Genomic DNA, 19,488 nt, shown 5'->3' with positions numbered 1-19,488 from the left:
TGCTGTATCGATTAAAATTTAAGATCAAGACCAATTAATGCAGTTTTATAAACTGGTATATTTTTATCGGCCAAACCATCTATCCCTACCTCAGGGTCGAAATTGACACGTTTGTCTTTGATATAGGTATACAGGTTGTTTGCCCTGAAATAAATACGGGCGCTGCTCATACTGATGCTTTTGATCCATCTTTCCGGAAGCTGATAACCCAGGGTTACATCGCGCAGGCGGATATAGTCGCCATCATACAGGAAACGGGTAGAACCCTGACTGGACAAGCCAGACTGTGTACCTGTAAAAAACATTTTAGGCTGATCGGTCACATCCCCCTGTTTTCGCCACCTATTCTCGTAGGTATAGCGGGTCATCCGGGTGGTAGGCGTAAAACCGCCCGAACCATCTGAATTGCCTGTTGCACCCCAGTTGTCGTAAATCTTGTTACCGAAGTTAAAGTTGAACTGGAAGCTCAGTGAAAAGCCTTTATAGGTAAAGGTATTGGTTAAACCGCCAAAAAAATCGGGTAAAGCACTGCCCTGGTTAAACTGGGCGGCCGATCCATAAACATTGGTGGTAGCGGTTTTTGTTCCGTCGGTATACCATAACGACTCCCCGTTATCGGGGTTTACCCCTGCATAGCCCACCATGTACAACTGATAATAATCGCCGCCTACAAAGCGGTTGTAGCCACCTGAAATGATCGGACTGCTCAAAGCAGTGATCTTGTTTTTCATGGTAGAGATGTTGAACTCTGTAGTCCAGCCAAAACCATTGCCTGCCGCCCTGACATTTACGCTGTTCAGGTCGAACTCCAGACCACTGTTTTTGATGGCACCAACGTTATCGGTAAAACTGGTCAGGCCATTGGTAGCCGAGATGGGCCTGCTCAGCAACAAATCGGAAGTAGCACGGGTGTAGTATTCAACTGTGGCCGTAATCCTGTTGCTCAGCAGCCCAAAATCAAGACCGATATTAAAGGGTTTGTTCTTTTCCCAGGTGAGCAGGTTATTGCCATAATTGGAAAAAACCAATCCTGGTGCATTATCGTACGAAGAACTGCTATACAAAGCCCTGGAAAGGAAATTGCTGATATCCTGATTTCCGTTTACCCCATAGCTGGTACGCAAACGCAGGTCAGAAAAAACTTTCTGTCCTTCCATAAACACTTCTTTGCTGATGTTCCATGAGGCACCTACCGACCAGAAATTACCGTACGGCCTGTCTGCTCCAAACCTTGATGAACCATCGCGCCTAACCGAAGCACTTAAATAATAACGCGATTTGTAATCGGCCGTGGCATTCAAAAACACTGAGTTCAGGGTATTCCCCGTAGCGTTCGATCCTCCGTCCATCAATATAGATGCGTTGTCTAAGGTATAGGTATTGGGCAAAAAGTTGCGTTTTTGCACGCTGGTACCCACCTCTTTTACCTCCTGTGTCTCATAGCCCAGGTAAGTTTTCAAACCTAAATCGCCAAAGGTTTTGTTGTAACGCAAAATGGCCGTATTTACCCAGTTGATGTACCGGCTGGTACTGGCCGTGGCCCTTCCGCCATCGGTACGTGAAGTACCTACGCCCGATTTATTGTATTCTGTCCTTTCATTGTAGCCGAAGCTGATGTTCGACTGGTTTTCGATGGACAATGAAGGGAGGATCTGATACTTGGCTAAAAAATTACCAAGCATGCCAAAAGTAGTGCTTTCGTCATAGCTTTCTTTTACCTGTGCAATTGGATTATACCTGTTAAAATAACTGAAATCATAAGTTCCATCATCGTTATAGGCCCTTAACCAGGGTTGATAGATGGAGTACATCCTTACCGGGTTGCCAAAAGTACCGGCATCGGCCTGGCTGTGGTTGCGGCGGTAGTTTACCTGTAATCCACCGTTTATGGAAAGTTTCTCTGAAACCTGGTTGCTCAGCCTTAAATTACCTGTGCTGCGCGAAAAATCGCTGCCCAGTAATGCGGCCTTGGCTACATAGTGGCTACCAGAAACGTAAAATTTTGTTTTCTCTGTACCACCGCTTGCCGAAAGATCGAGCTGGGTATGGTTCCCGGTACGGGTAAGGAGGTCGAACCAGTTGGTGTTGATATTGGCATCCACCCCATTATCGGTCACTGCCTTGTCGAACAAAGCCGGATCACTGCCTTTATTTACCCAGCCTTCTCTCAGCAATTCCAGCATTTCGGCAGTGCTCAGAGGCTTATTGTTTTTAATCGGGGTAACGTTATTGACGCCCGATTGTATGGATGCGCTGATCACTGTTTTTCCTGCAACGCCATTTTTGGTGGTAATGATAATGACGCCATTGGCTGCCCTTGACCCATAAATAGAAGCCGCTGCTGCATCTTTCAACACCGTTACGTTTTCTATATCGAAGCTGTTCAGGCTGCTGATCTGGCCGGATTCTAGTGGAATTCCGTCGACCACATATAGTGGCCCGCTGCCCGCATTTACAGAGCCTATACCACGGATACGTACATTAGGCACCGCGCCCGGCTGGCCCGAGCCATTGGAAGAGATCAATCCCGGTACATTTCCCTGCAGGCTTTCCTGTAATGATACCCTTGGCGCCCCGTTTACAACGACAGGTTTCAGCACCTTGGCCGATCCGGTAAAGGAGGCCTTGGTTTGTGTACCATAAGCCACTACCATAACTTCCGAAAGGTCTTCATTGGAAGGTACCAGGGTTACATTGTGGCTGATATTGTCTTTATTCAGTTCCAGTGTAATGACTTGCTTGTTATAACCAATGGAACTCACCGTTAAGGTAAAGGTACCCGCCATTGACGCACTAAAGGAATACTCACCACCAGAATTGGTTTGTGTGGTTTGTCTGTAATCGGCCCCACTCAGGGTAACGCTTACCCCCGGAACCGGCTTTCCGGTTTCGTCAAAAACCTTTCCTTTTACCAGGATAGCGGCGTACTGCTGATCGAAGCCGGGAATGGCTGTGTCCTTACGTTTCAACAACACGTTGTTCCCTACAATTTTAAAGGTAAGTGGCAATACCCGGGCACACTCGGCCAGCACATCGTTCAAACTGGCATTGTTGACATTGATGCTGATCCGGCTGAGCCTGATGTCCTTACTGTCGTAAAAAAAAGCATAGCCTGTTTGTTTTTTGATGGATTGCAAAACGCTTTCAAATGTCACATTGTTTTTTTTCAGGGTAATCTGGCTATACCCTTCCGCACTGGCCTGCAGCAGTGCTAAAAACAAAAGAAGTGTGGTGAGCTTCATAATGAGTAACAGTCTAGGGGGCAGCCATGGTTTGGACATAGCTGTAGTAATCGTATTAAAATTCATACTTTTGTGGTGTTTGGGTTAATACAGTAAATAGTTTTCGAAATTGTTTTCCCGGATTTCCGGGCAGGGTTAACTCAGATATTGCCGCAGTTGTGCTCCAACACTTCTGCGGTTTTTTCTTTCCCCTGATCTGTCTAGCATTGTCGGAGTCTGATTTTCATTGCGTTTTAGTTTGGTTATGTAGAATTGGTTAATTTCTGATAGGTTATGGTGTTACGGTTATTTTTTTCCCTTCAACCCTGAAATGCACTTTGTAAAAACTCAGTACACTCAATACCTGGTTAAGGTCAAGATTGCGGTAAATATCACCCGAGAATTCTTTATCCGGAAGTGTGCCTTCGTACTGCACCTCCACATCGTACCACCGGGCTATGGCACGCATTACGGTCTTCAGATCGGCATCCTTAAACATGAACATTCCGTTTTTCCAGGCAATGGCCTCTTCGGTATTTACGGCGACTACATTTAGCTGGCTGCCGGCTATACTACTCTGCTCACCGGGTTTTAATACCAGGGCAGTTGCCGGAGCAGCGGTCCGGTTTACCCTAACTGCACCTTCCAGCAGGGTGGTTTTTACAACCGGTTCATCAGTATAAGCGTTGATGTTAAAATGGGTACCTAAAACAGTAACCTGCTGTTTGTCTGTCAGGACAATGAAAGGGGCCTGCACTCTTCTTTGAGGGGCATTACCGCGTTGCGACAGCGCAGCGCTGTATACCTTTGCAATTTCAAAATACGCTTCACCGGTTAAGGTAACCCTGCGTTCTGCACCTGTAAAGTAGACCGGGTAACGCAGTGAAGAAGCAGCATTGAGCCAAACCCTGCTCCCATCAGGCAGGTTAACCTGGTATTGCCCCCCTTTTGGTGTGGTAATGGTATTGATCGTTTCTTTGTTACTGCCGGCTGCCCCATTGGCGATGGTATAAACCAGCTGCCCGTCTTTTGTTTTGGTAATGCTGACCCCAGCCTGCTCGGCGAGCTTTCCACTACCGGCATCGTCCAGCGCAATTACTTTACCATTGGCCAGAGTTAGGGTGGCGCGGTTGCTGCCCGGCTGAACAGCTGTTGTGAAGGACGATTGGGGCCGACTTGTTTTACTTTCTTTTTGGTTGTAGAAATAGAATCCTGCCCCAAAAACCAGCAATACGGCAGCTGCCGCACCAAGCTTTTTCCACCATACAATTTTATAGGTTTTCTGCATAGGAACAGCAGTATTTGAGCTGATCGTTTTCCAGATCTCCTCCAGGTTCTGATCGAGCTCTCCCTCTTCAAGATCAAGTTTATTGCTGTACGACAAGCCCAGATACCAGTCTTCCAGCAGGTGCTGTTCTGCCTGGTTCAATGTGCCGGATTTATATTTTTCTAGTATCGCTTTAGCTTTGCTGTTGTCCATTACCTTAAAAAGCTTTTTTATCTTTTATGCGGTTATGACAAATGAAAGTTACCCTGGTAGTAGAAAAAAATAAAATATTTTACAGGAAAGGGAAAACAAGTAAAATGGTATTGATTTTAAGCCGCAGGATTTTGATGGCATTGTTGATCTGCTTTTTTACGGTTTTATCTGAAATGTTCAACTTTTCGGCGATCTCTTTATGGGAGAGGTGATGCTTGCGGCTCAGTTCAAAAACCTCGCGCATTTTTGAGGGAAGCTGCTCAATTTCCCGCTCTATCATTGCAATCAACTGCTTTTCCCTGAGCTGCGCTTCCACACTGGTTTCGCCAAGATCGATGACCTGCTGCAGAGAATTGAGGTAATTCATTTCAAATTTACGATGGGCCAGCAGGTTAAATACCTTATTGCGGATGCTGGTATATAAGTAAGATTTAATGGAGGTGCTGATGACAATATCAGCCCTTTTGATCCACAATTGTGTAAATACTTCCTGGATCACATCCTTGGTCTCGTCTTGATCGGCCAGCATCCGTTTGGCATGGAGGTAAAGTACTACTTTGTAACGCTCGTACAGTTCAGCGAACGCGGCATGGTCATCAGACCTCAGGAGGTCCAGCAGTTCAAAATCGCTGATGGTATCATATCCCTGCATAGCAATCAAAGCTACATTAAATTTAATATTGCTTTACCAGGTTTTCCAATTTTTGCATAAGATTGCATATTAAATACTAAATTTAACTGACGGATAACTGACAATATGAAAAATCACAAACTGCTTTCTGATGAAGAACTTTTTGTCCTGATAAAGCAAGACAGCCAAAGTGCTTTCAGCACATTGTTCGACAGGTACTGGAAAAAAATGCTGGTAAAGGCCTCCTACCTCCTGCGGTCTGACGACGGTGCCGAAGAAGTTGTACTGGACGCTTTTGCCAACCTGTGGAAGCGAAGGCATAGCACAGAGATCAGAAATACCATGCATACTTACATTGCCTCTGCAGTTAAATACGAGGTATTCAACAAAATATCAGACAGGAAAAAAAGGCACCCTTTTATTGAAGATGTAAAACCAGCGCCCGTAGCCGATGATGCCACCCGGCAATGGCTGGATTTTACCGACCTTCAGCAAGACCTGGAGCGCGCCATAGCTGCACTTCCCGAAAAATGCAGACTTGTGTTTAAACATAGGAACGATGGAATGAAAGGAAAAGAAATTGCCGGATTGCTTAAAATTTCACAAAAAACGGTAGAAGCCCATATAGAGAAAGCCCTAAGGACACTCCGGGAAAAGTTCTATCGTTATATATATTATATTTTTTTTCAGTTCAACTAAGGGTATCACCTCCTTTTTACTGGCTATGTATAAAAAGGATTTGATATCATGGCCGCAATAAACACTGAACGATTAAAAGAACTTACAAAAAAAAAGCTCCGAGGAACCATCAGTAAGGAAGAATCTGAGCAACTGGATGCCTGGTATAACCAGCCCGTACCAAAAGTAATTGAGTGGAATTCCGGGGACAGAAACGAACGGGAATTAAAATTTAGGCTATACCGGCAGCTCCTACGGACAATTGGCTTACCTGATAATACTGTTGCAGCACAGCCCGGTTACAAACTATGGCCCCGGCTTGTGGGTGTAGCTGCCACAGTCGCTGCAATTGTGTTTTGCATCTGGTTCTTCAAGCCAGACCAGTCCTTAGAAGAGCGCGGCAGACAAATTGCTGCGCGCAATGATATTCCGCCGCTACCGAATACAGCAACCTTAACACTGCCCGATGGCGACATCATAGCGCTTAGTAATACAAAAAAAGGAGTTATAATTGGCAGTTCCGGTTTAAAATATACGGATAGTAGTAAGGTAGCAAATCATCCTGGGCTTGCAACAGAATTGCTGAATAACAAAGCTATAGTGCTTACCGCCAATACCCAACACGGTAGCACTTATTACCTCACTCTCCCGGATGGGAGCAAAATATGGCTTAACGCCGCCAGCACTCTTAAATTCCCTTCAACCTTTGACAAGTTAAATACAAGAACGGTTGAGCTGCGCGGTGAAGCCTATTTTGAAGTAGCTAAAAATGCGGCAAAACCCTTCCTTCTACAATCTGGCAACCAATTACTTAGGGTACTAGGCACACATTTTAACGTGAATACCTACGATTACGGGACCGAGGTGAAAACTACTTTGCTGGAAGGCTCGGTGCAGGTAAACCTGCTGCAGGAACCTGATCTGAAAAAAACCTTAAAACCAGGCGAACAGGCCAATTCATCTAAAGGGATTTTACATGTAGTTAAAGCAGATACGGCGGCCGTTATGGCCTGGAGAAGAGGTGATTTTGTTTTCGTGGACGATGATCTGGAAACCATACTACAGCGGCTAAGGAATTGGTACCATGTAGAATTTGAGTATGTAGGCAAAAAGCCAAGCTTAAAAATGACAGGGGTGATGTCCAGAGCAGTTAAGCTCTCTAAGGTACTAGCCCAGATTGAAGCCTCGGGTAAAGTTAAATTTAAAATCGAAGGGAGAAAAGTATACGTTATGAATTAGAGTTTACCACAATCATTCCCTGTAAAAGGAAGACCTGATAAAATGAAGATCAGAAGTGCTGGACACACCCCTGATCAATGTTCAGTTTATCCAGGTATTGCATGTCACAATCAACTATTTAAACGAACTAACCAAATGTACAAAATTTACACAAAATTATGGTACTGGCGAAGCTGCCATGCTATACAATTTTTGAGGATCATGAAGATTACAATAGTACTTATGCTGGTACTTTTTATGCAGGTCAGTGCATCCACATTTGCGCAGAAAATAAGCCTCAATGCGCGTAGGAGCACACTGCAAAGCGTACTCAATAAAATCAGTGCACAGACCAGCATCAATTACCTGATTGATAATGATTTGCTACATAAAGCAAAACCAGTAACCCTGGTAGCACACAACCAGGAGCTGACTTTGGTTTTAGCGGCACTGTTTGCAGACCAGCCTTTTGACTACCATCTGGAAGGAAATACCATAGAAGTAAGGCCAAAAACGGAGCTTTCTGATGCACTTGGCAAATTCCTGTCCTATTTTAAAGCCATAGAGGTAAACGGTCAGGTGATCGATCCTGAAGGCCAGCCCCTACAAAGGGCAACCGTGAGGGCAAAAACCGGGCAGCATACTAAAACCGACAAAAACGGCAGGTTTTTCTTTAGCAACATTGAAGAAGGTACTGAACTGGAGATCAGCTATGTCGGCTATAAAAACTTCACCCTTAAAGCCACTGAAAAATTAGGCATTATAGCGCTTCAGCTAAGTGATGCGCGACTGGATGAAGTAACCGTGCAGGCCTACAGTAAAGGCTCCCGGCGTTTAGCCACTTCCAATATTTCCGGCATCAGTGGAGATGAGCTGGTAAAACAACCGGTATCTGACCCCATGCAGGCCTTGATTGGCCGCATACCTGGTATGGTGGTAAGTCAGAGCACGGGCGTTCCGGGCGCCCGTTTAAATATACAGATCCGCGGAAGGGCTAATTTCGACAAATTACTGAGTTCAGACCAACCACTATTTATTTTGGATGGGGTGCCTATGGCCGCAGGGAATGACAAGGTAAACCAGGTAACCGGACCATTCGGTGTCACAGCGCTTGATGGCTTATCCGCTTTATCGGGCCTCAACATGGCTGATATCGAAAGTATAGACGTGCTTAAAGATGCAGATGCCACAGCCATCTATGGCAGCAGAGGGGCAAATGGTGTAATACTCGTTACTACCCGTAAGGGGAAACCCGGAAAACTGCGTATGGATATAAATCTGTATTCTGGTATCAGTGAGGTATCTTACTTACCAAAAATGCTGAACACAGAACAATACATCAACATGCGAAACGAAGCTTTTACCAATGATAAAATTGTAAAAACCAATAGTAATGCTTACGACCTGCTACTATGGGATATCAACCGTTATACCAATTTTCCCAAGCTTTTAATCGGCAATACCGCCCATACCAACGATGCCCAGCTTAGCTTTTCGGGCGGCAATAAAAATACCCGATACCGGATCAATGGAGGTTATCATAAAGAAGGTACTGTGTGGCATGGCAATATGGGAACAGAGCGTGCCTCGATGAGCGTGAATGTTGGTACCCTGAGTGAGGATGGAAAGTTCAGTGTAGAATTCTCGGGAAATTATATAGCCAGTAAAAATAACTTGCTGGCGGTTGATCTTGCCACATACACGGTACTTCCCCCTAATTTCAGGCTTTATGATGAAAAAGGTGAACTGGCCTGGAATGAGACTGGTTTATATATACAAAAAGACAATCCTCTGGCCATATTTAAACAAAAGTATCTGGCCCAGCTGGGCAATCTGAATGCAAATACACTGATAAGCTATAAGCTGTTTGGGGGTTTGGTGATCAGAAGTACTTTCGGGTATAACCTTACTCAAATGGATGAGAAAAAGTTCATCCCCATCGCTGCACAGAACCCCAGGCTTTCCAATTTAAGTGGCCAGGCCTATTTTGGCAACAATCAGCTCAAAAACTGGATTATAGAGCCACAACTGGAATATAGCAGCCATATCAAAAACGGCAATTGGGGCAAACTCGATGTATTGCTGGGTGCAACTTACAATAAACGCGGTGTCGAAGGTGATGTAACAAGTGCTACAGGTTATACTAGTGATGAGATGCTCGGCTCGTTGAAAGGCGCACCAGGTACCGGCATTACGGCCAGTAACACATTAACCCACTACAAATACCAGGCTTTTTTTGGCAGGGTCAATTATAACCTTGCAGACAAATATATTGTTAATTTTACCGGACGAAGGGATGGCTCCAGTCGTTTTGGCCCGAAATTCCGTTTTTCTAACTTTGCTGCCATCGGGGCAGCATGGATATTTGGCGAAGAATCCCTGCTGAAGAAAAACAAGGTACTGAGCTATGGTAAACTGAGGGCAAGCTATGGTGTTACCGGCAACGACCAGATTGGCGAATACGCTTACCTTGATGCCTGGGCCTCCGCGGGAAATTATGCAGATTCATCAGCAATATATCCTTCCAAACTCTATAATCCCAACCTGCACTGGGAAAGCAATACCAAAACCGAAGTTGGCCTGGAACTCGGCTTTCTGAACGACAGAATCCTGTTTACGGCATCAGCCTATCAGAATATTTCCTCAGAACCACTGGTAAGCTATTTGTTGCCCAGAACGACTGGTTTTATAACCATTAAGCAGAATTTGTCCGGAGTAAAAGTCAGGAACAGAGGCCTGGAATTTACTGTAACCACCCAAAATATCAAAAGGGCGCTTACTTGGAATACTGATTTTAACATCAGCATTCCACAAAACCAGCTTATAAAATTCCCTGATCTGGAAAAATCAAGCTATGCCAGAACCTACACCATCGGCGAATCACTAAACAGGATATACCAGGCGCAGTATACCGGAGTAGATCCGGCTACCGGACTTTATACCACAAAAGATGTAAATGGCGACAACAGGTTGAATTCTAGCAACGATTATGCAGTGTCAGGAACGCTTGACCCTAAATTTTTTGGCGGTTTAAACAATACCTTTACCTATAAGGGCTTTACTCTGAGTTTTTTCCTACAATTCAACAGTCAGATGGGAAGGGACTGGCGAAGCGGCAATTCCAGTTATCCACCAGGAACCGCTTACAATGTACCTACGCTGGCTTTGAAGAGATGGCAAAAAGAGGGTGACATTACAGATATTCAGAAATTTACTACAAACTCCGGTCCCATAACAGGTATCACAGGCTTCTACGCCATGACCTTTTCTAACCGGGCATATACCAACATCAATTATCTGCGGCTAAAAAATATTTCTTTTTCTTATACCATTCCAACAAAGCTGGTAAACGCAATCCGTGTCTACGCACAGGCACAAAACCTGTTTGTATTTACGAATTACGAAGGTGCGGATCCTGAAACACAAAGTTACACCCGAATGCCTCCCCTGCGCATCATTACGACAGGCTTACAAATAACACTTTAAAATGACAATCATGAGCTTAAATAAAACCTATATAAAAAACAACCTGCTTTTACTTGGCTGCCTGTGGCTTGGCTTTTCCAGCTGCAAAAAATTTGTGGAGGTACCCGCCCCGATAGACCAGATGACCTCAGACATAGCTTTTGACAGTGATGCCAAGGCAGCTTCAGCCGTAAGAGGCTTATATGGTTTACTCATAGGCAGCTACCTTGGGCCTACTCCTGCCATAAATGCATATGGAATACATCTGCAGACAGCTATGGGAGTAAGTGCGGATGAAATGGAACCCAGCACTACCAGCAACAGCTATAACGAATTCTATATCAACGCCATAAGTTCCACAAACAGCATTAACAGCATTGGCATCTGGGGAACGTTGTATAATTTTCTGTTCAATTCAAATGCGGTTATAGAAAATCTGGAAAAATCCAAGGGGGTTACCGACGCATCCAGAAAGCAATTCCTTGCCGAAGCCAGGTTTATACGGGCAGCCAACTTCTTTTACCTCCTTAACCTGTATGGTGATGTTCCGATGCCCACTGGTACGGATTACCGCGTAAATGCCAATTTACCCCGGGTTTCTGCCGATGAAATTTATAAACTTATAGTGGAAGACCTGAAATATGCGGTAAATAATCTCGGTCCCGCTTATCTGGGCACGCAGCGTCTGCGTGCCAATAAATATGCTGCGTGTGCGCTGCTGGCCAGAGTATACTTATACATGGAGGAATGGGCAAATGCCGAGGTGCAGGCGGGCGCTGTAATAGATGTTGCCGGTAAAACCATGTACGATATGGAAAATGATCTGAAAAAAACCTTTTTAACCAGCAGCAAAGAAGTTATATTACAGCTGCAGCAGCCCGGAAATGTCCTGTACACTTGGGATGCATATAATTTTATTCCCTCTTCTGTAATTACCGTCCCCACTTATCTGCTTACAGACAAGCTATATCAGTCATTTGAGCCTGGCGACCAGAGAAAAGTGGAATGGATCCGGACAAATACGATTACAACCGCAGGTATAACCAAACCCTATCATTATCCATACAAATACAAAATCAATAGTGGTACCGGTACGACAAAAACAGAATCCAATGTTTTCCTTCGCCTCTCTGAAGTGTACCTGATCCGTGCAGAAGCCAGGACCATGCAAAACAAGTTGAGTGGGGCCATCAGCGATCTGGATGCAGTCAGACAACGTTCGGGCATCTCTTTAATTTCGGATAAAAACCCCGGGGCCACACAATCGCAGCTTTTAACCCTGATTGCACAGGAACGCTTTGTTGAATTCTTCAGCGAATACGGCCACCGATGGATGGATTTAAAACGAACCGGCAAGGCAGACGAAATATTGAAAGATAAACCAAACTGGCGGCCGGAAGCTAAACTGTTTCCTATTCCATTAGATGACGTCAATAGAAATCCTTTTCTTACACAAAACCCTGGCTACAATTAAAGTACCTGAACAAATCTTATACGTATGACCTCAAAATATATAAAAGCAATATTAATGTGCATAACCATGCCCATAATTGCATCGGCACAACTGCGTTCCTTTACCATAAAAGGTAAACTCAGTCTTTCTAATGACGGAGAAAAGGTACACTTATATTACACCAAACTAAATGAAAGCAAGCATGACAGTACTCTTATTCACAATGGCACATTTACACTGGAAGGTGAGGTTGATGCGGCCGGTATAGCTTATCTGATTGTAGGACCCGTGAATTCTTCAAATGATATTGATTTTTACCTGGCCCCAGGTTTTACCAGCATAGCTACAACTGATTCCCTGAAACATGCAAAAATAGGAGGCAATGAGATTGCTGCCGATTATTACCGGCTCATGGAGCCTTCGCGGCCACTGCAGGGACAAAAAATGAAGTATATGCTAAAATATCACCGCATTCCAAAAGCAGAAAAGGAGCATCCCCCGGCGCAGGAACTTTTGAACAAAATAACTATGCTGGACGCTCAAATAGCCCAAACAACCAACGAATTTATGAACCACAATCCTGATTCCCATATCACATTGGATTTACTGATAAAACAATCTGGTGGCCTCATAGATCATGCAGTAGTATACCCGAGGTTTCAGAAATTAAGTGACAGGATAAAAAACAGCAATAAGGGAAAAATGTTTGGCGAGCGAATTGCCAAAGCCAGGAGAATGGTTGCCGGAGCAAACGTACCTCATTTTGAAGCATTGACCCCGGAAGGTAATACCTTAAAGCTGGAGACTGTACTAAACAGTGGTAAATATACCATCCTGGATTTCTGGGCTAGCTGGTGTAGTCCTTGCCGTAAGGAAAACCCTTACCTGGTACAGGCTTACAACACTTATAGCCGCAAAGAGTTGAATATATTGAGTGTGTCGCTGGACAGCGACACAGGGAAATGGAAAGCAGCTATCGAAAAGGATGGCTTGTTATGGCAACAGGTGTCTAGTTTAAAAGGCTGGGCAGATCCGGTTGCTGTACTTTATGGCATTACAGCGCTACCTCAAAATCTGCTACTGGATGCAAAGGGTGTAATACTAGCAAAAAACCTGCATGCTGAAGATTTAATGAAGAAGCTGGCAGATTTAACGAAATAAGCCGAAAGCCGGGCTACAGCTCGGCTTTCAGCTTTTTCCATACATTTTCGGCCAGGATTTGCTGCCCCTCTGCTGTGGGATGAATGCCATCTTCCTGGTTAAGTTTGGCAACACCTCCTACCCCTTCCAACAGGAATGGCACAAATACCATCTGGTTCTTTTGGGCAAGGTTACTGAATACTGCTTTAAAATCGGCTGTATATTTTGTCCCCATATTCGGCGGCATCTGCATTCCGGCCATGACCATTTTTACGTTCGGATATTTTGCTTTCACCTTGTCAATTACAGCCTGCAGGTTTGTAGAAGTTTCGGTTACAGATAAACCTCTTAAACCATCGTTTGCGCCCAGTTCCAGCACAAAAACAGCAATTGGCTGTTTCAGCAGCCAGTCGATCCTGCTTTTTCCTGCAGCAGAGGTTTCGCCGCTTAAACCGCCATTGATCACCTTGTAAGGCAAATCAAGTGAATCGATCTTTTTTTGTATGAGTGCCGGATAGGCCTCTGCAGGGTCTAAGCCATAACCTGCAGTAAGGCTGGTACCAAAAAACAGGATGTTCTGTACTTTTGCCTTTGTGTCTGTAACTGTTGGTGCAGCCTCTGAAGGTTTTGCATTAGTTATCGTCCCTGCTGTTTTATCTTTGTCCTGGTTGCCTCCGCAGGCACTGAGCATGCCTAGCAGAATTATTGAACTCATAAATTTAATACGTAACATATATATGATATATAAATCTAAAAGTAGTGAATACTTGTACATTTAACAGCAATTCAACCGTTAAGTTTAAAATATTGCAAACCTCCTATAAATCCATTTTTGCATGCCCATCCAAAACATTCTCGATATTCAGAACGTCAGTAAAACCTACAAAAGTGCAGGCAATGCCCTTACCGTATTAAGCGACATTAGTTTTTCTGTTGAACAAGGTGCTACCGTTGCCATTACCGGCCCCTCTGGCAGCGGAAAAACAACTTTACTGGGACTATGTGCCGGCCTGGACAGGGCAAGTTCGGGCAGTGTGGCCCTGAACAATGTAAAGCTTGACCAGCTTACGGAAGATGAACGCGCAGCGGTAAGAAACCGCTATGTAGGTTTTATTTTTCAGAACTTTCAGCTCATGCCTACGCTTACCGCCCTTGAAAATGTAATGGTACCCATGGAATTGCGCAGAGAGAAAGATGTACGTGCCAGGGCAGTAGAGTTACTGGATAAGGTAGGCCTATCGGCCCGGGCAAATCACTACCCCATACAGCTTTCGGGCGGGGAGCAACAAAGGGTATCCCTGGCGAGGGCCTTTTCCAACCGTCCTGCTATACTTTTTGCCGATGAGCCTACCGGCAATCTGGATGGGGAAACCAGCGAAAAGATTGAAAAACTGATGTTCGACCTGAACCATGAGGCAGGGACCACGTTGGTTATTGTAACGCACGATCTGGAATTGGCCTCACGTACCAGTCGCATCATCAGGTTAAAAAGCGGGCTCATTCAATCAGACCAGCATGCCTGAAAATCCATCCCCTATAAATCGCCCTGTAGCCAGTAGCTGGCTATTTAAAATGGCCTGGAGGGATAGCCGGCGCAACAAAGCGCGTCTCTTCCTTTTCATTTCGGCTATCGTGCTGGGTATAGCTGCATTGGTTGCTGTTTATTCTTTTAAAGACAATTTACAGCGGGATATAGACAACCAGGCTAAAATACTCACAGGTGCAGACCTTATCATTGAGGGCCGCAAACTGCCTGCCAAAAAGACAATGATACTGCTGGATACGCTGGGTATAGAGCGGGCAACAGAAAGGAACTTTGTGTCTATGGTCTATTTTACAAAAAACCAGGGCAGCAGACTGGTTCAGATCAGGGCATTACAGGGCAATTATCCCTTTTACGGTGAAATTGAAACTACGCCCGCAAGTGCAGCTCAAAGCTTCAGGCAAGGCCAGAGAACAGCATTGGTAGATAAAACCCTCATGCTGCAGTTCAATGTAAAAAGAGGCGATTCCATTAAAGTAGGTGAATTGTCTTTTTCAGTTGAAGGGGCAATAGATAAAGCACCCGGACAAACAGGGATTTCATCTACCGTTACCCCTATCGTTTATATTCCGCTCCAATACCTGGAACAAACAGGCCTTACCCAAAAAGGGAGCCGCATCCAGTACAAATATTATTTCAGGTACAGCAGTGCATCTGCAGTGGAAAAAACCATAAAACAACTGCAGCCCCTGCTCGAAAAGGAGAACCTGGACACAGAAACTGTAGCGTCCAAAAAAGAAGATACCGGCAGATCGTTCAAAGATGTAAACCGTTTCCTGGCCCTCTCCGGGTTTATTGCGCTATTACTGGGCTGTATTGGTGTGGGCAGCGCGGTGCATGTGTACATCAGGGAAAAGCTGAGTTCAATAGCGACCCTGCGTTGCCTGGGGGTAAAATCTGCCGAGGCTTTTCTGATTTACCTGATCCAGATTGTGGCCATTGGTTTCATTGGGGCTGTTATAGGTTCATTGCTGGGCACGCTGATCCAGTTTTTGCTGCCTATGGTATTGAAAGATTTTATCCCTGTTGAAATTACCATGCAGGTATCCTGGCGGGCTATCGGGCAAGGTATTTTGCTGGGGCTCATCATTTCAGCATTGTTTGCCCTCCCATCTTTACTTGCAGTAAGGCATATTTCGCCTTTAAATGCCCTGCGCCTTTCCTTCGAAAAGGCAGGAGAAGCTTTCGACCCGCTGAAATGGCTGGTATACCTGCTCATCCTGCTTTTTGTACTTGGTTTTACCTGGATGCAGATGAGCAGCTGGATACAGGCCCTTGTATTTACCGGGGGAATTTTGATTGCCTTTGCCTTACTTTTTGCCCTTTCAAAGTTATTGATGTGGCTGGTGCGCAGGCTGCTGCCGGGTTCTGCCAGTTATTTATGGCGACAAGGCTTTGCCAATTTGTACCGTCCGAACAACCAAACGTTGATGCTTACAGTATCCATTGGCCTGTCGACCGCCTTTATCTGCACCCTGTTCTTCGTACAGGGCATCTTAATGAACCGGGTTACCTTATCTTCGGGTTCAAACCAGGCCAATATGGTGCTCTTCGATATACAAAGTGAACAAAAAGAGGCAATGGCTGCGCTGGTGAAATCACAGAAACTACCGGTAATGAGCCAGGTTCCCATTGTAACGGTACGTATTGAAGAGATCAATGGTAAAACAGCCAATGAACTGGCCAAAGCCGACAGTATAGACAACCGGGAAGCCAGGGGCAGCAAACAGCAGGAACCCTCGCAACGGGCTTTTAAAGGAGAACTGAGGGTAACCTGGCAGGATAGCCTTACTTCGGCCGAAAAGATTGCCGCTGGTAAATGGGCTGGAAAGGTGGCGGCAGACCAGATCGTATACGTATCCCTGGAAGAGAATTATGCGAGAAGGATTCATGTGGATGTGGGCGACAAGATCGTATTCAATGTGCAGGGCATGCTGGTACCTACCGTAGTAGGCAGTTTGCGGGAAGTAAACTGGAGCCGGATGCAAACCAATTTCAGGGTGGTTTTTCCGGCTGGTGTGCTGGAAGATGCGCCCAAGTTCTATGTGCTGATGACGCGTGTGCCTTCTGGTAAGGCATCTGCAGCTTTCCAGACAACCGTAGTGCGTAATTTTCCAAATGTTTCGGTCATAGACCTTGAGCTGGTGCTTAAGATACTGGATGAACTGCTGTCCAAGATCGGCTTTGTGATCCGTTTTATGGCTATTTTCAGCATGGCCACTGGCTGGGTTGTATTGCTCTCAGCAGTGCTGACCAGCAAGGGCCAGCGCCTGCGCGAAAGTATATTGCTCAGGACCCTGGGTGCCAGCCGCAGGCAGATCCTGGTCATCACTGCCTTAGAATACCTGTTTCTGGGTGCTGTTGCCGCTGCCGCGGGGATGATCCTTGCACTGGGCGGGAGCTGGGCATTGGCAAGGTTCAGTTTTGCAACCAGTTTCACACCTGCCCTATGGCCAGTTGCAGCATTCTTTATCACTATCGTTTTGTTGGTAGTAATTACAGGTGTATGGAGCAGCCGGAACGTGCTCAACCACCCGCCACTTGAAGTGCTCAGGAAAGATACTTAAGCCGGTCAGTAAAATTACAGCTTACCTTCCTTTTATTCCGTATTTTGTTTACATTAGGCACAAGTCCTTATTAAAATCGTATGCGCCTGCTCAGCCTGTTTATCCTTCTTTTATGCCATTTCAGTTTTCATACAAAGGGGCAGCCTATACTGCTGGATAGTAGCTACACTTATGGTAATATTGGTAAACAGGTAAGCTATTTTGAAGACAAGGGGGCCAACCTTAGTTTTGCCGAAGTTAAAACACTGGAAAACAATGGGGAATTTCAGCAAAGTAGAAGCGAGATCCTCAATTTAGGAAATACAAAATCTGCCTTTTGGATAAAGATCAGTTACCAGAGTGCTACAGCTGGCAGGGATTACCTGGTAATAGATGTACCAAACATCGAACATATAGATTGTTATGTTGAAGCCGATGCGCGGTTGGTCCATAAAAGCGCAGGGTCAATACAAGCCTCGGCCCCAGGGGTAATTACCAGGAACAACTACATCATTCCCCTGCCCGAACAGACTAAATCTGCTGGTGTTTCGACCATCTGGCTCAGGGTTAAGAGCAATAACATTTTGCTGCTGCCTATAAAAATGGCCACTTCCGAAAATTTTGTACCTGGCTTATCTGTTAAAAACAGTATGCAATCTGTTTACATTGGCATACTGCTTACCCTGTTTGTTTTTAATATCTTTCTTTTTTTCAGCATAGGAGACCGGACTTATCTTTATTACAGCATCTATGTGATTTCCCTGGCGATGTATGTGGTGGGTTATTTGAGGGGCTACAGCTATTTATTGGGCGACGAATTCAGGATCATGCTGAACCTTTACCCCCACCTTTTTCTCAGCATATCCATCATTTCGGGTATCCTGTTTTCCAGCAAATTCCTGAACCTGCACACCCTGCTTCCTTCGTTCAGCAAAGTCTGTACAGCACTGATCGGGTTTAGTGTAGTTATGCTGCTAACCAGCGCTGCCGGTCTTAAAAGCATATCAGCCATCCTGGCCCAGTACCTTTCCATAAGTTCGGCCGTCATTTTATGGACCTATGGTGTTTTGGCCTACCGTAAGGGCCATGCACCGGCAAAATATTTTATCCTGGCCTGGACCTTTATTGCCTTTACGATAGTCCTGGCCGTAATTAGTATGGAAGGGATTTTACCTTTCCGGGATTTTAGTTTTCAGCTGGTACCGATAGGCTCTACCATAGAACTTTTACTGCTTGCCTTTGCACTGGGCGATCGTTACCGCACCATTATCCGCAACGAGCAGCTGGTACGCGATGAGAACCTTTTATTGGTTCAGACACAGAACCAGCGACTGGAAAAACTGGTGGAAGACCGCACGCTTAAGCTCAGTGAGAGCATTGTACAACTTGAGGCCTCCAATGCGGTAAAAAATAAGCTGTTCTCTATCATTGCGCACGACCTGAGAAGTCCTTTCAACAGCCTGGTTAGCATTTTCTCTTTAAAAGACATGGACATGCTTAGTCTTGATGAGTTAAAAATGCTGCTGAATGAGAACAAAAAAAATATCGACACCATACACAATACCTTGAATAACCTGTTGTACTGGGCCAAGAGCCAGATGGAGGGTGTAGTAAACCAACCCACGATGTTTGACCTGAAACTGATGGCAGAAGACCTGATTCTGGTGTATTCGCCCCTTACACAAGCTAAAGGAATTGCAGTTAACCTTCAGGCTGTGCAAAATCCGATGGTCTACGCCGATGAAAACCAGATCCAGCTGGTATTGCGGAACCTCATCGATAACGCCATAAAATTTACCCCGCCCTCGCACAGCATTGGCATCAGTTTGACGAAAAATAAGACCGGTATAGAAGTCTGTGTAAGCAATACGGTTTCCAATTCGAATGAGCTCAATATAGAAAGTATTACCAACACCGGCGCATTTGAGGCCACTTCCGGTACGGGGCACGAAAAAGGAATTGGACTGGGCCTGCACCTTTGCCGCGAATACCTGAAAGGGAACAATAGCGAATTAAAGGTAAATGTAAGTGGCAGGCTGGTTTCATTCTGCTTTCAATTACCCAAACCCGGTGTTACCGACACTATTTCGGCATAACTTTCGTTTACCCATTG

12 protein-coding genes are annotated in these 19,488 nt (G+C 45.2%); 8 read left to right on the top strand and 4 right to left on the bottom strand.

Going from position 1 to position 19,488, the window contains the following annotated elements; all coding sequences use genetic code 11:
- Positions 1 to 11 precede the first annotated feature (11 nt).
- From ABIE26_RS03055 to ABIE26_RS03045, 3 genes are all read right to left on the bottom strand, one after another.
- The gene (locus tag ABIE26_RS03055; RefSeq protein ID WP_310140145.1) at positions 12 to 3,308 is read right to left on the bottom strand and encodes a SusC/RagA family TonB-linked outer membrane protein; all 3,297 of its coding nucleotides are present in this window, start codon (positions 3,306 to 3,308) and stop codon (positions 12 to 14) included.
- A 205-nt stretch (positions 3,309 to 3,513) separates the two neighbouring features.
- On the bottom strand, positions 3,514 to 4,701 hold the full coding sequence (locus tag ABIE26_RS03050; protein WP_310140146.1) for a FecR family protein: 1,188 nt from the start codon (positions 4,699 to 4,701) through the stop codon (positions 3,514 to 3,516).
- Between the two features lie 79 nt (positions 4,702 to 4,780).
- Complete coding sequence (locus ABIE26_RS03045; RefSeq protein WP_310140149.1) at positions 4,781 to 5,353, bottom strand: RNA polymerase sigma-70 factor; 573 nt, start codon at positions 5,351 to 5,353, stop codon at positions 4,781 to 4,783.
- A gap of 105 nt (positions 5,354 to 5,458) precedes the next feature.
- Here ABIE26_RS03045 and ABIE26_RS03040 point away from each other — a divergent pair, with 105 nt between their 5' ends.
- From ABIE26_RS03040 to ABIE26_RS03020, 5 genes are all read left to right on the top strand, one after another.
- On the top strand, positions 5,459 to 6,031 hold the full coding sequence (locus ABIE26_RS03040) for a sigma-70 family RNA polymerase sigma factor (protein ID WP_310140152.1): 573 nt from the start codon (positions 5,459 to 5,461) through the stop codon (positions 6,029 to 6,031).
- A 48-nt stretch (positions 6,032 to 6,079) separates the two neighbouring features.
- Positions 6,080 to 7,249, top strand: coding sequence for a FecR family protein (locus ABIE26_RS03035; RefSeq protein WP_310140154.1), 1,170 nt, complete (start codon positions 6,080 to 6,082; stop codon positions 7,247 to 7,249).
- Between the two features lie 201 nt (positions 7,250 to 7,450).
- Positions 7,451 to 10,714, top strand: a complete 3,264-nt coding sequence (locus tag ABIE26_RS03030) for a SusC/RagA family TonB-linked outer membrane protein (protein ID WP_310140156.1) — start codon at positions 7,451 to 7,453, stop codon at positions 10,712 to 10,714.
- Positions 10,715 to 10,724: 10 nt separating this feature from the next.
- Entirely contained in the window at positions 10,725 to 12,167 is a 1,443-nt protein-coding gene (locus tag ABIE26_RS03025; RefSeq protein WP_310140159.1) for a RagB/SusD family nutrient uptake outer membrane protein, read from the top strand.
- 66 nt (positions 12,168 to 12,233) lie between these two features.
- Positions 12,234 to 13,307, top strand: a complete 1,074-nt coding sequence (locus tag ABIE26_RS03020) for a TlpA disulfide reductase family protein (protein WP_310140162.1) — start codon at positions 12,234 to 12,236, stop codon at positions 13,305 to 13,307.
- 13 nt (positions 13,308 to 13,320) lie between these two features.
- Here ABIE26_RS03020 and ABIE26_RS03015 read toward each other — a convergent pair whose 3' ends face one another.
- Positions 13,321 to 14,001, bottom strand: coding sequence for an arylesterase (locus tag ABIE26_RS03015; RefSeq protein ID WP_310140164.1), 681 nt, complete (start codon positions 13,999 to 14,001; stop codon positions 13,321 to 13,323).
- A 121-nt stretch (positions 14,002 to 14,122) separates the two neighbouring features.
- Between ABIE26_RS03015 and ABIE26_RS03010 the strand changes: the two genes are divergently transcribed.
- From ABIE26_RS03010 to ABIE26_RS03000, 3 genes are all read left to right on the top strand, one after another.
- Positions 14,123 to 14,809: an ABC transporter ATP-binding protein gene (locus tag ABIE26_RS03010; RefSeq protein WP_310140166.1), complete on the top strand. Its 687-nt coding sequence runs from the start codon at positions 14,123 to 14,125 to the stop codon at positions 14,807 to 14,809.
- Positions 14,802 to 17,396, top strand: a complete 2,595-nt coding sequence (locus ABIE26_RS03005; protein WP_310140170.1) for an ABC transporter permease — start codon at positions 14,802 to 14,804, stop codon at positions 17,394 to 17,396. The genes ABIE26_RS03010 and ABIE26_RS03005 overlap by 8 nt, the downstream gene beginning before the upstream one ends.
- Positions 17,397 to 17,476: 80 nt before the next feature.
- The gene (locus ABIE26_RS03000; protein WP_310140173.1) at positions 17,477 to 19,471 is read left to right on the top strand and encodes a sensor histidine kinase; all 1,995 of its coding nucleotides are present in this window, start codon (positions 17,477 to 17,479) and stop codon (positions 19,469 to 19,471) included.
- Positions 19,472 to 19,488 lie beyond the last annotated feature (17 nt).

This window comes from Pedobacter africanus (assembly GCF_040548825.1).
Taxonomy (GTDB): Bacteria; Bacteroidota; Bacteroidia; order Sphingobacteriales; family Sphingobacteriaceae; genus Pedobacter; species Pedobacter africanus_A.
This window is presented reverse-complemented; position numbering and strand designations above follow the sequence as displayed.